Source organism: Paraburkholderia sediminicola, assembly GCF_046026675.1.
Lineage (GTDB): Bacteria > Pseudomonadota > Gammaproteobacteria > Burkholderiales > Burkholderiaceae > Paraburkholderia > Paraburkholderia sediminicola_F.
Genome location: NZ_JAQQEY010000002.1, coordinates 469,910 through 482,984, shown reverse-complemented (window position 1 = coordinate 482,984; position 13,075 = coordinate 469,910). Strand labels below are relative to the sequence as shown.

8 protein-coding genes are annotated in these 13,075 nt (G+C 61.2%); 2 read left to right on the top strand and 6 right to left on the bottom strand.

Annotated elements, in window-relative coordinates:
* Nucleotides 1-4 precede the first annotated feature (4 nt).
* From betA to PQQ86_RS22030, 3 genes are all read right to left on the bottom strand, one after another.
* Nucleotides 5-1,696 carry a choline dehydrogenase gene (betA, locus tag PQQ86_RS22040; RefSeq protein ID WP_408271581.1) on the bottom strand — a complete coding sequence of 564 codons (1,692 nt, stop codon included), beginning with the start codon at nt 1,694-1,696 and terminating at the stop codon, nt 5-7.
* A 44-nt stretch (nt 1,697-1,740) separates the two neighbouring features.
* Nucleotides 1,741-3,267, bottom strand: a complete 1,527-nt coding sequence (locus PQQ86_RS22035; protein ID WP_408271578.1) for a purine-cytosine permease family protein — start codon at nt 3,265-3,267, stop codon at nt 1,741-1,743.
* 104 nt (nt 3,268-3,371) lie between these two features.
* Complete coding sequence (locus PQQ86_RS22030) at nt 3,372-4,880, bottom strand: aldehyde dehydrogenase family protein (protein WP_408271575.1); 1,509 nt, start codon at nt 4,878-4,880, stop codon at nt 3,372-3,374.
* A 280-nt stretch (nt 4,881-5,160) separates the two neighbouring features.
* On the opposite strand from PQQ86_RS22030, the gene PQQ86_RS22025 reads away from it, so the two are divergent.
* The gene (locus PQQ86_RS22025) at nt 5,161-6,087 is read left to right on the top strand and encodes a LysR family transcriptional regulator (protein ID WP_408271573.1); all 927 of its coding nucleotides are present in this window, start codon (nt 5,161-5,163) and stop codon (nt 6,085-6,087) included.
* Nucleotides 6,088-6,141: 54 nt separating this feature from the next.
* Here the strand turns inward: PQQ86_RS22025 and PQQ86_RS22020 are convergent, their stop codons facing one another.
* Nucleotides 6,142-7,284, bottom strand: a complete 1,143-nt coding sequence (locus PQQ86_RS22020) for a branched-chain amino acid ABC transporter substrate-binding protein (RefSeq protein WP_408271570.1) — start codon at nt 7,282-7,284, stop codon at nt 6,142-6,144.
* 225 nt (nt 7,285-7,509) lie between these two features.
* Here PQQ86_RS22020 and PQQ86_RS22015 point away from each other — a divergent pair, with 225 nt between their 5' ends.
* The gene (locus PQQ86_RS22015) at nt 7,510-8,433 is read left to right on the top strand and encodes a LysR family transcriptional regulator (protein ID WP_408271566.1); all 924 of its coding nucleotides are present in this window, start codon (nt 7,510-7,512) and stop codon (nt 8,431-8,433) included.
* Nucleotides 8,434-8,511: 78 nt separating this feature from the next.
* Here the strand turns inward: PQQ86_RS22015 and speB are convergent, their stop codons facing one another.
* Together speB and PQQ86_RS22005 are read right to left on the bottom strand one after the other, a co-directional pair.
* Nucleotides 8,512-9,489, bottom strand: coding sequence for an agmatinase (speB, locus tag PQQ86_RS22010; RefSeq protein WP_172310263.1), 978 nt, complete (start codon nt 9,487-9,489; stop codon nt 8,512-8,514).
* Nucleotides 9,490-9,749: 260 nt separating this feature from the next.
* Entirely contained in the window at nt 9,750-13,067 is a 3,318-nt protein-coding gene (locus PQQ86_RS22005) for an adenylate/guanylate cyclase domain-containing protein (protein ID WP_408271563.1), read from the bottom strand.
* Nucleotides 13,068-13,075: the final 8 nt, after the last annotated feature.

Below are 13,075 nucleotides of genomic sequence, written 5' to 3'. Positions count from 1 at the left end.
TGCGCTATCCGACATGCAAATCTCGGGTCGGCGCACGCGTGCGTTGCCGCGTCTCCCATCCTTCTGCCAGGCCCACGTCGGCATCGGACGCGGGCAACATAGACGCCGCGCGAACCAGATCCGAAGCGCGTTCCGCCAGCATGATCGTCGGCGCGTTCAGATTGCCATTGGGTTCGGTCGGGAAAACAGATGAATCGATGACTCGCAAGCCTTCGATGCCGCGAACCCGTAACTCGGAATCGACCACAGCCATGTCATCCTCTCCCATGCGACATGAGCCGCACGGATGCATCGTACTTTCAAGGTTCGCCCTGACGAAGGCATCGATCTGCTCATCCGTTTGCACGTCCGGACCGGGAGCGAGTTCAACATCACGAAAGCGGTCCATCGCCGGCTGCCCGATGATCTCCCGGGTCAAGCGCACGCAGCGTCGAAATCCTTCCCGGTCCTCTTCCCGATCCAGATAGTTGAAGCAGATCTCCGGATGCGTATAGGGATCGGCTGACACCGCTCGCACGTGGCCCCGGCTCTTCGGCTTGTTCGGACCGGTCAGCACCATGAATCCGTGTCCTTTGAACGGTTTGTCGCCGTCATAGCGCATGGCGGCCGGCAAGAAATGGAATTGAATGTCCGGCCAGCGCAACCCGGCTTCGGAACGGATGAATCCGCCCGCCTCGAAATGGTTGCTGGCGCCCAGGCCATCCTTGAAAAGGAGCCAGCGCAACCCAATCATGAATTTGCTGAACGGGTCCATTTTCGTGTTGAGCGTGACGGGCTCCTTGCACGCGTACTGGATATAGATTTCCGCGTGATCCTGAAGGTTCTCGCCGACCCCGGGCAGGTCGTGCCGGACCTCGATCCCCGCCTTGCGCAGCACGTCGGCCGGCCCGATGCCGGAACGTTGCAGCAGGTGCGGCGAGCCGATCGGACCCGATGCGATCAACACTTCGGAACGGCAACGCGCGACATGCGTACGTCCGCCTTGATCGTATGCGACCCCAACCGCGCGCTTGCCCTCGAGAATTACGTGACGTGTCATCGCATTCGTCACTACGGTCAGATTCGGCCGCTTCATTGCAGGGCGCAAGTAGGCGTTCGCGGTCGACCACCGCACACCATCCTTGACGGTCATATGCATTGCACCGAAGCCTTCCTGCATATGGCCGTTGCAATCCTCCGTCTTGATGTATCCGGCCTCTGCCCCCGCCTCGATCCATGCACCGTACAGCGGATTCTCCATGTTGTTGCCGTTGTTGGTGCACAGCGGCCCCGCCGCGCCCCGGTACTCGTCACCGCCGAACTTGTAGGTCTCGGCGCGGCGGAAATAGGGCAAACAGTTGCGGTAACCCCAACCTCGCGCGCCCAGTTCCTCCCATTCGTCGAAATCGCAAGCGTGGCCGCGAATATAGACGAGGCCATTGATCGACGACGATCCTCCTAGCACCTTGCCGCGCGGACAATGCAACTGACGACCATTCAAATGGGCTTCGGGCACGGTCTGATAACGCCAGTTGTACTTGGCCGTATTCATCGGCATCGAAAACGCGCTCGGCATCTGAATGATGACGCTGCGATCGCTGCCGCCGTATTCCAGCACCAGAACGCGGACCGCCGGGTCCTCGGTAAGCCGGTTTGCCAACACACATCCGGCCGATCCGGCGCCCACAATGATGTAATCGAATTGTTCGGTAACCATGATATTTGCCTCTTTTCCAGATCTTGACGGGTTTCGTCCGTGTTTCAGTAGCGACCCTTGTCGCCGGTGGTGTATTGCGGTGATGTCTTCTCGATATGAGCAATGACCGATTCCTCGTACTTCAGATCGAGCGAGCGCGACAAGGCGTAGTAGGCGATGCCCGAGACGAACAGACCGACCAGCCACGCCAGATCGACGCTGCCCATCGCACGGGCAAACGGGCCCACATACACTTCGTTGGTGCCGTCGAGGACGCAGAAGAACGGAATCATCGCAACAAAGCCGATCGCGTACGCAATCAGACCGCGCGCACCCCATGTCCCGTACAGGTTGTTGTGAGGCATGAAGAAGTGCGGAATGGCATAGCGACCCTTGCGGACGAAGAAGTAGTCCGTCAGATTGACAGCGGTCCAGGGCACGAGAAAATACAGCATGACGACGAGGTAAATATTCAGGACGGAGAGCCCCTTACCCGAGGTATAGATGCTAAGCGCAACACCCAGCTGAAGGATCACCACAAAGAGAATCGCCAGAATGCGAGCCTTGGGCGTCGGCTGGACTTTATGGAACGAATCGAGTGCTGTGATAGCCGTCAATTTGGCGCTATAGATGTTCATTGCGATCACCGGCAGAAACGCCAGAATCGTGACGCCGACCACAACACTTCCCATCCCCGGCGCCAGGTCGTTACCCACCTGACTCAATGCGACCAGCACATCGGTTGCATGCAGATGGTCCGCGAGCCAGCCGCCAATCGCGATCATCCACGCACCCGACAGCGATGCGCCGAGGAACACCGCCGCGATCAGCTTGCCGCTCGGCGTGTTTTTCGGCAGGTAGCGCGAGTAGTCGGATACATACGGTGCGTAAGCGATGTTGTAGCTGGCAGCGGCCGCGAATTGCGCAATGAACGCAATCCAGTTGAAGCCCAGCGGTGGCGTCGGTGTCGCGCCCGGTGCGACGGCGGCGAGGGGCACGTCGGGCACCCAGTGCATCAGGACGGCCACCGTGACCAGACCGTAGAGGGGAAGCGACAGATACAACGCCCATTTGAAACTACGGTGCATCCAGTCGTGGCCGAGAATCGCCAGAACCGAAGCCGGCACGGTCACGGCCAACGCCACCTTGACGGGGTCCCAGTTAAACAATGCTTTGAGACCTTGCATCATCAGCACGAGATTGACGATGTTGAATCCCGCAAACACGAAGAGCGTCGCCAACAGAACGACGATGACCCCGCGATAACCGAATTGCGCCCTCGACTGGATCATCTGCGGCAAGCCGAGATGCGGTCCCTGCGAGCCGTGAAAGGCCATGAACAAGGTGCCGAACATGATGCCGAGCGTGCCGGCTATCGTGGTCCACAGCGCGCTCAGGCCAATGCTGGGACCAACAAAGCCGATGGTCATGGTGAAGAATGTGAAATTACCCAGAAACCAGAATGGCCCTTGCCTGGACAACCTGTCCGTTCTTTCGCTATCCGGAATAAAATCGATCGAATGACCTTCGATCGCACCATGCTCGACGCCAACTACCGTGCTTTTAACTACTTCGTCTGTTGCTTGCATCATGTACCCCTGACAGCAATGAGAGGTTGATGGAATAGATTTGATCCGGCATGCATGCTGGCCGCGGCGCCACGCTCGTCTGAAGACGCCTCCGGCGCATTGACGGCTCAGTGCAGCGTGATCCAGACCGCCTTGCTCTCCATCAGATGATCGAGTTGCTCGGGGCCGAGGTCTTTGCCAAAGCCGGATTCCTTGAATCCACCAAATGGCATCGACGGATCGATCGTGCTATGAGCATTGACGTAGACGGTACCCGCGCGCAGTTGCGGGATCAGTTTGTGAACGCGGTTCAGGTCATTGGAGTAGATCGCGGCAGCAAGACCGTACGGCGAATCATTCGCCTGCGACAACGCATCGCCCAGATCGTCAAAGGGGGTGGTCACCAACACGGGTCCGAAGATTTCTTCACGGACGATCTTCATGTCGCTGCGGCAATGCGTAAAGACGGTCGGTTCGACGAAGTAACCCGGCCGGTCCAGTACATGGCCGCCATGCACAATTTCCGCACCTTCGCGCCGCCCGGCTTCGATATAGGACGAGACGCGATCCTTCTGCAGCGCGGAAACGAGCGGGCTGATGAAGCAATCCCGATCGAGGCCCGGTGCGATCTTCAACTTACGCGTGTGCTCGACTAGCGCGCCAATGAATCTGTCGTGAATGCCGCGCTGGATGTAGACCCGCGTGCCCGCATCGCAGACCTGTCCAGAATTGAAGAAGACGCCGTTTGCTACAGCCTGGGCCGCCGCTTCGATGTCGGCGTCCTCGAGCACGAGTACCGGCGACTTGCCGCCCAGTTCGAGTGTCATACGTTTAATGCCGCCCACGGCCGCTTGCCCGACAGTTCGGCCCACCTCGGTGGAACCGGTGAACGTGATCTTGTCGATGCCCGGATGCGCGGCCATAGCGGCGCCAATTTCGCGCCCTCGCCCCGTTATGACGTTCACGACACCATCCGGAATTCCAGCCTCCTGCACCAACTCCGCGAAGCGAAGAGTGGACAGCGACGTGAGTTCGGCGGGTTTGATTACGGTCGTACAACCGGCAGCGAGCGCCGCCGCAACCTTCCACGCCATGGTTTGCAACGGGAAGTTCCACGGCACGATGACGCCGACCACGCCGATGGGCTCCTTGCGCGTGTAGGCAACGTATTCACCAGGCAGGGAGGGTTCTACCGTACGGCCGTGGAGCTTCGACGCCCAACCGGCGAAATAGCGGAAAGTATCGATCGTGCCTTGTACGTCGACATCGCGCGCATTGGCGACAGACTTGCCTACGTCGATCGATTCGATCTCAGCCAACTCCGTTGCGTTCGCTTCGATCAGATCGGCGAGGCGATGCAGCAGCCGTTCGCGCTCAAGGGGTTTGAGCTTTCTCCACGGTCCACCGTCGAATTGCTTGCGGGCAGCGTCGACCGCACGATCCAGATCGGCGGTCGTGCCCAAGGGAATGTGTGTGATCACGCCCGCGGTGGAGGGTTCGAGCACCACGCAGGATTCGCGGTCGCCTTGCGCCACCCAGGCACCGCCAATCAACATTTTCTGCGGCCTGGTGAGAAAGCGTTGTGTCTCTTCCCGGATGCCGAACGTCTCCAGGTAATGCTGTACGACCTTGTCCATCATTGTCTCCTGTCTTACGGATTGACTTCTATTCGGCCTCTCATGGGCCGGTTTCGTGCAGCGAGGTCCGCCTGTTCCTGCCACGTTTGTTCGTGGACCCTGCGTTGTAGCCGACAGGTTCAGCCGTTCAAAAGCGACCGGGGTCCATCGATATAAACGCGGCTTGTGGCAGCGCGGTGTTTTGAGAGACTATGGACGACAAGGCCGGGGGTAAAAATCACGTGAATCAGATGTTCATATCGGGAATGTCGAAGCAAACGCCGCAATGGGAGCAACGACCGTGATCCAGTTGCAGGACGTGGACCTCAAGCTACTGAGGGTTTTCATGACGGTGGTACGGTGCGGCGGATTTTCCGCTGCCCAGGCGACCCTGAACGTTAGCCAGTCGACAATCAGCGAGCAAATGACGACGCTCGAAACGCGCCTGGGGCTCAAGCTTTGCGAGCGTGGGCGGAGCGGATTTCGCCTGACCGAACACGGCGTAGCCACTTTCGAGGCGGCGCAGCGGCTGCAGGTGGCGGTAGAGAGCTTTTGTGTGGATACGGATGCGCTAAAAAAACACATCTCAGGAAAGCTGTACCTCGGCATCATCGACAACACGGTGACCGACTCGGCCTCGCCGCTGCCGCAAGCGCTGCAAGCGTTCGTGTCGAGAGGGCACGACGTACATCTGGATGTCTACGTCGGCACGCCCGCCGAACTGGAAGAACGTGTGCTGGACGGCCGGTTGCATATCGCAGTCGGGCATTTTCCGCTTCACGTGCCGGGGCTGACCTACACTGACCTGTATTGCGAACCGGACGGCCTATTTTGCGGCAAGGGTCACGCGCTCGCCGGCCGGTCGCCTGGCGACGCCGCGCTCGACGAGGCCATCGCGTCCAGCCGTGTCGTAGCGCGGGGATATCTGCAGCAGCACGACCTGCGAATGCTCAACGTCAGCAAGGCCGCAGCAACCGTCGACAATATCGAAGCGCAGGCCATCCTTATATTATCGGGCGCTTACATCGGATTTCTGCCGATTCATTACGCTGCCCGTTGGGTCGCGCGCGACGAGATGCATCAGATCTGTCCGGAGCAACTCGGATCGCATTGGCCATTTTGCGCGATCACACGACGGGCCGCCGCGCCGCCTACCATCCTGCAGGTCTTCATGATCGACCTGATGGAAAGCTACCGTATGGTTCAGCGGACGGCACCCATGGCGTAGGGGTGCCGCAGTGTCATGCAGCGCGACCCTTCGCCATGGTTGGGCGACATGAGCCTAGGGCTGCGTGGACGCCAGCGGCGTGGGTTCGCCATTTCGATAGGTATAAATCGTAATTGGCGAGTCTGTCAGGTCGCGGTTTTTGTCAAACCGGTAGTGCCCTGAAACACCATGAGAATCGATGCCGGCGAGCGCGGCACGATACTGGGCCGGTTCGATCGAATTGGCTTTCTGCATTGCCTGCGCCACGATATTCACGCCATCGTACAAGGCCGCGCTGTAGGTCAACGGGTCAGTATGAAAACGTTGCTTGTAGTCCGCCTTAAACTGACGGCCCTGGGGTGTCTGATCGAGCACCGGGCCGCCTTGCGGGCAATACACGCGCGTATCGACCGCGTCGCCGCCGAGTTTCGCCAGTTCGGCATTGCACATGGCGTCACCGCCGAGCAGGTAGCCGTTCATCGCAAGGCGCTTCATCTGTTTGCGCAGCGCACCGGCCTGCGCGTAATAACCGCCGTAGAAAATCCCTTCCGCATTCGCGCCCTTGACGTGGGTGAGGATCGAGACGAAGTCGGTCGCCTTGTCGGTTGTATATTCCCGATCGACAATCTCGATGCCGTTGGCTTTAGCCGCATTGACGAATTCGTCGGCGAGGCCCTGGCCATATGCGGTCCGATCGTCAATCACCGCGATGCGCTTGACCTTCAGCTGCTTGGCCGCAAACTCACCCATCCGGCTGCCCAGTTGCGTATCGCTCGCGGAGATGCGAAACACGAACGGATAGCCGTGTTGCGTGATCGACGGATTCGACGCGATGGTCGCCATCACGATTCCCGATACGTTCACCAGATTTGAAATCGGAATTGCGACCCCCGAATTGAACGGCCCGAAAATGACCTTCACGTTGGCATCGACCAGGCTTTGCGCAACCGTCATGCCGGTACGCGGATCGGCGGCGTCATCCTGCGAAACCAGTTCGAAACGGGTTTTCTGACCGCCGATCACAAGCCCCTGGGCATTCAGACGCTCGATCGCCATCCTCACGCCGTTTTCGTCGTCCTTGCCGATGGCGGCCTGCGGGCCGGTCAAGGGTCCGGTCAAACCGATTTTGACCACCTGCTCTGCCGCCGTCGCGCCCATCGACATCATGCTCAAAGCGACTGCTGCCAACCAGCTTGCACCTGCGTACGGCTTTTTCATCGTGCTCTCCTCACATCATGGCGTGCCAGATCGCCTTGCCGCCGGAAGTGGCCGCGTTGCGCTTCGGCACAAAAAACATCGCTTTGGGGCCGCACTGTCCGTATGGCTTCGCCGAACGTTGGGCAGTGGGGTTGACAGCAATTCTGTGTAGCCAAATTCCTCAATAAAATGCACCATTGATGAAACACATTTCGGTAATTCCCGAAGTAATCGAGGGGCGGCACGATGCAAGTTCAGGACACGGATCTCAAGCTGTTGCGGATCTTCGAAACCATCGTGCGATGCGGCGGTTTCGCCGCGGCGCAACCGATTCTCAACATTGGTGCATCGAGCATCAGCGAATACATGTCGCAATTGGAGACCCGCCTCGGGCTGCGCTTGTGTGAACGCGGACGCGCGGGTTTTCGCCTCACGGAAGAAGGCGCGGAGTTGCACGCCGCCGCGCAACGTCTGCTCGGTGCCGTCGACACGTTTCATATGGAAGCGGGCGCGTTGCGCAATCAGCTCTCCGGCGTCTTGCGCTTCGGCATGATTGAAGCGACCTTGACTGATAAATACTCGCCGCTACCGGCAGCGATTCGCGAGTTCGGCCAGATGGCGCCCGAAGTCCGCCTGCACGTGCAGATCGACACACCGGGGAGCATGGAGCAGCACGTGCTGGACGGCCGCCTGCATCTCGCCGTGGGGCCGTTTCCCGCGCGTATTCCCGGCCTCGACTACGTGCCGCTCTATCGCGAGGAGCAGGGGCTCTATTGCGCGTCGACCCATCCGTTGTATGAGCGGGCAGGCGGACGCGTGCCCGTTGCGGTACTCAGCAAACAGCGGCTCGCTGCCCGCGCGTATCTCGGCAACCAGGAGCTCAAGCTGCTGCGCATGCCGCAGGCCGCGGCCTCGGTCGACAACGTCGAAGGCCGCGCCATGCTGATTCTGTCGGGCAACTACATCGGCTTTCTACCGCCCCACTACGCGCAGCCTTGGGTAGACAGTGGTCTGTTGACCCGCATCGATCCCGAGCACTATGTGACCCATCTGGACTTTCAGATCATCACGCGCAAGGGCGGCGAATCGGCGCGGGTGGTGCAGGCCTTTTGCAACCACTTGCGGGCTGCGGCCAAACAAGTGAGCCGCGCTACACGAAGCAGCAAATAGCGCCCGCCGCGTTACGCGATTGCGGTCCACGATGAGCCTGACCGGCAATCGCGCTCGCGTGGCGCAAAGGAATCCCGTTTAGCGGGTGAGGTTTCGCTTGACCTTACGTTGATGCATCACGCGGCCGATCGTGTTCAGCAGCAATTGCGCCGCCAGAATCGAAGTCGAACCGGAATGGTCGTAGTCCGGTGCGACTTCCACGAGATCGATGCCGATCACGTCACCCTGCTCGGCGAGGCCGGCGAACAATTCGAGTCCTTCGTAATAGAGCAGGCCGCCGTGGCTGGGCGTGCCCGTACCCGGCGCGATCGACGGATCGAAACCGTCGATATCGATCGTCAGGTAGTAACGCACGCCTTTAGGGATGCGGTCCAGAACGCCCTGGATGCCGAGACGCCGCAGGTCGCGCACCGAGATGATGTCCGAGCCCATCTCGCGCGCCTGTGCGTATCCTTCGCGTGCGGTGGACGACACGTTGCGGATGCCAATCTGCGTCATGCCGGACACCACGCTCTTCTCCGCGGCACGGCGCAACGGGTTGCCATGGCCGTAACGCACGCCGTGACGCTCGTCGACGAAATCGAGGTGGGCGTCGATATGGACGATATGAAACGGCTCCTGACCTTCGAACGCATTGATGCAGGGAATGTTGATCGAGTGATCGCCACCCATCACCACCGGCAATGCACCCGCCGCCAGGATCTTTCGCACGCCGTACTCGATATTTGCGTGACTCTTCTCTGTGTTGGTGTGCACCATGTCCGCGTCGCCGATATCGACGATCCGAACTTCGTTGCTCGGCAAATAGACGACATCGTCTTCGAAATCGTATGCGCCGCCGTGGCCGAACGAAAACAGGGTCGACGCATCGCGAATCGAACGCGGGCCGAACCTGGCGCCTGCCCGCCATTGCGTACCGCAGTCGAAGGGAGCGCCCATCACCGCGACATCCGCGTCGATCTTGTCCCAGTCAAGACACAACGGAGACTTCGCGAACGTGCAGATTCCAACAAACGGCAAATTGAGCCGACCTGTTTCGTAGCTGTTTTCAGACATGCTTATCTCCGTCCTGTTATGGATTCAGCCAGGTGCGGCGCACGCGCTGCTGCCGTCTTCGCGGCAACAACGCCCGTTGTGACGGGCCAGCGGTTTATCTGGAACGGAGTCTAGGCAAACAAATTCAACGGAAAAATGCCAAACATGAGAAATGCACTTCGGGAAATTCCGAAGCAATGCTACAGCGCGGCAGGCACTCCGCCACATCGTTACGCACGGGTGGCCCGGTTCGGTCATCGAGATGTTGAAGATTATCGATCTCAGCGCGCGAACCAGGCGTCCACCGCAGGCAGATAACTGTTGAACCCGGCTTCCGCGAGAGCTGCACGCACACGCTCGAGTTCGCGCTGTATTCCTTCACCGGAATAGTCTTGCTGCGCGCGAGCGAGGGCACGGCCGCGCGCCACAAACAGGTCCGCCCACGGCAGCGACTCGGCGCGCGTATAGTCTTCGAGGGCAGTGACATAGCGCAGCGCGCCAGCCGCGTCGCCGACGGACATCATCGCTTCGATGGCGTCGCGATAGAACCACAGATGATTGTGACCAACCGCGCCGCGGCTCAACATGTCGACACCTTCGGCGAGCAGACGCGCGCGTTCGCCGTCATCCTCGACGGCACGGCTCAGTGCGCCCACCGCCTTGGGTGCGCTGAACTGCGTGCCCACCTCGCGGCAAAGCGCCAGCGCTTCACGTAACAACGCCGTGGCCTCACGCCGATGGCCGCTCGCAAGCAGCACGCGTGCCCGCATTTCCATATTCTGTGCCTCGAAGCGGCGAGCGCCCAGTTGACGGATGATCACCGTCTCGCGCTCGAGATGGGCGAGCGTAGCCCGCATGTCGCCCAATTCGTAGCTGGCAAAGGCGCCCAGCGTTTCGCATAGCATCTGTGCACGTGGCTGGCCGACCAGCGCAGCGGCGCGTGCAGCGGCGCTGACGTCTTCGTGTGCCGGGCGTGCCTCGTTGAGATAGATTCTGCTGAAGCCCGCCATCGAACGATTCGCGACCTCGATGCGGCCGAAGCCGTGTTCGCGGCTTAGCGCAACGCACCGGCTAAAGTGCTCGAAAGCAGTACGCATGCGTCCTTGCGCGTAGGCCGCATCCGCAAGGCCGCCAAGCGCACGCGCCTCCGCTTCCGGCGAACCGATGCGCCGTGCGTAGGCGAGCCCGCGCTCATGTTCGGTGCGACAATCGTCGATCCTGCCAAGGGGAAAGAGGATGTTGCCGCGCAGGTGATGCAGGCGCGCGAGTTCAGGCACCTGATCCAGGCGTTGCGCCACTTGCTGGGCCGCGTCGAGCAGCGAGAGGGCTTCGGAAAGGCCTTCGCTCACCCGCAGACCTTCGGCGAGCCCAAGCTGGGACTGACAGAGACTCGCTTCGTCTGGAGCGGTAGCCACCGCCGCACGGTAGGTCGCGATCGAAGCAGCGATGTCGCCGAGATCTCGTTGGAGTTCTCCCCTGAAACAGATCAACGCATGCCGATCCCTATCCGTTTGCGCGATTTGCAGACCTCGCTCGACGAACCGCAATGCCGCGTCGGCAAAGTAGGCTGCGCGTTGTGCGATCGCGGCGTCGAGGTAGGCCTGCGGTGCCCGCTCGTCCTCGGCGCGATCGAGATGTTGGGCGCGCAGTACGGGATCCGTCGCCGCAAACCAGTCGGCGGCGAGGCGATGCAACTCGCGCCGGCGTGCCCGCAGCAGTGTCGAGTAGGCGCTCTCCTGGATGAGCGCGTGGGCAAACAGAAAATCTTCGCCCTCCGGCAAGACGAGCGCGTTGGCGACAAGCCCGTGACATACGTACTCCGGTGCATCGATCAGCCGCCGCAGCAAGGGGAGACCAAAGCGCTGTCCGATGACCGCGGCAGCCTGGAAGGCCTCGCGGTCGCGCGAAGTCAACCGGTCCATGCGCGCCAGCACGAGGCTCTGGATCGTCGCGGGGACTGCCTCCTCACTCCCTTCTTTGGCGTTATGCAGGAGCTGTTCGAGGAACAGCGGATTGCCGCCGGCTCGCTCGATGCAGGCACGCGCGATACGTTCGGTCGCATCGATAAAGCTACCGGCAAGGTTCAGCGCCTCGTCGCTGCGCAATGGGCCAAGGTCGATCGTGGCGAAGGGCGTGCCGCGGCAACCTGCCCGCCATGCCGCGTCGAGCGGATCGCCGTCCACGCGCGAAGTCATCACAAGCAGGCCCGGGCCGTTCGCGATCGCTACGGCGAAGGCGGCCAGGTAACCGAGCACCTGGGGGTCCGCCCAATGAAGGTCTTCCACGACAATCATGGTGGGCCCGTGCCGGCAGACATCCTGCGCGATCGCTGCGGCAACCGTGCGCTTGCCTCGCGTCCGGGCGGCGTTGTCCATCGCGTTGTAAAGCGTGCGCCATTCGCCGGTTTGCGCAAGGTCGAGGATGTCATGGAGAAACATCAACTGATCGGGGCCGACGGCACCGGACGTGGCAAACCGTTCGGCAGCCGCGCGCCGGATGTCGGAGCCGGCCGCGGGCGGCAAGCCCAGCAGGCTGCCTACAATAGTGCGAATGGGGTCCTGGCCTTTGCCCACGCCGAAATCCAGCACGAGGCCGCGGTGGCTGGCAAAGCCCAGCGTTTCGACGAAACGGCGCATTTCGTCGACGAGCCGCGTCTTGCCGATGCCCGCCTCACCGCGAACATAGACGACGTGGCCGGCTTGCTGCTCGAGGCACGTGCGGGCGACGCCCTTGAACTGCTCGAGTTCAGCCTTGCGGCCGACAAACACGCTGCGGTTCGCCATGACGGGTTCAAAAGCGAGACCGCGCAGACGCCAGACGCGCACTGGCGAGTCGATCCCCTTGAAGCGCATTGCGCCGACGGCGTCGCTCATCACGTCGTTGCCCAGCGCGCGATGCACGCTATCGGAGAGCAGCGTTTCCCCGGGGCCGGCGGCGGCAACCAGCCGGGCGGCGAGGTTCACGGAATCGCCGAGCACGGTGTAGTCCTGCACATCTGCGCGCTCGAGCGGCCCCGCGACCACCTCGCCGCTGGCGATACCCACATGCGCCCTCAGCGGAGGCGACGCATGCTCGCTCAGTCCGTTAAGTGCCTCATGAATCTCGAGCGCAGCACGCGCCGCGCGCAGTGGATCGGTATCGTGTGCGCGCGGCGCACCGAAGATTGCCATCACGGCATCGCCGATGTGCTTGTCGATCGTGCCGCCGTAACCGAGGACGATCCCATCGACCAGCGCGGTGTAACGACCTGTCAACTCGCGTAACTCTTCAGGATCGAGCGTCTGCGACAGCGCGGTAAAACCACACAGATCGGCGAAGAGAATCGTGACTTGCCGGCGCTCGCTTGCAGGCGCATTCGCAACGGGCGACGCTGCGCATAGTGCAGCGCCGCGCTGATCGGCAATCGCCGCCAGCAGGCGCTTGCGGTGGCCGAGCGAGAGGATGCCGAGCTCTTTCAGGTCCGCGTCGTCGAGCTGTGCCAGCATCGCGAGATCGATGTCGTTCCCGGCAAATGCGGGTGCGTATTGCTCAAGCCCCAATGCATGCAGCCACTGATCGATATCCATCGCCGCCGCCCAATCCGGTGCATGAACGAACACGCATGCTG

Coding starts and splice junctions, on each gene's coding strand:
- PQQ86_RS22020 (WP_408271570.1), bottom strand. CDS start 7,284: ATGAAAAAGCCGTACGCAGGTGCAAGCTGGTTGGCAGCAGTCGCTTTG.
- betA (WP_408271581.1), bottom strand. CDS start 1,696: ATGGTTACCGAACAATTCGATTACATCATTGTGGGCGCCGGATCGGCC.
- PQQ86_RS22030 (WP_408271575.1), bottom strand. CDS start 4,880: ATGGACAAGGTCGTACAGCATTACCTGGAGACGTTCGGCATCCGGGAA.
- PQQ86_RS22015 (WP_408271566.1), top strand. CDS start 7,510: ATGCAAGTTCAGGACACGGATCTCAAGCTGTTGCGGATCTTCGAAACC.
- speB (WP_172310263.1), bottom strand. CDS start 9,489: ATGTCTGAAAACAGCTACGAAACAGGTCGGCTCAATTTGCCGTTTGTT.
- PQQ86_RS22035 (WP_408271578.1), bottom strand. CDS start 3,267: ATGATGCAAGCAACAGACGAAGTAGTTAAAAGCACGGTAGTTGGCGTC.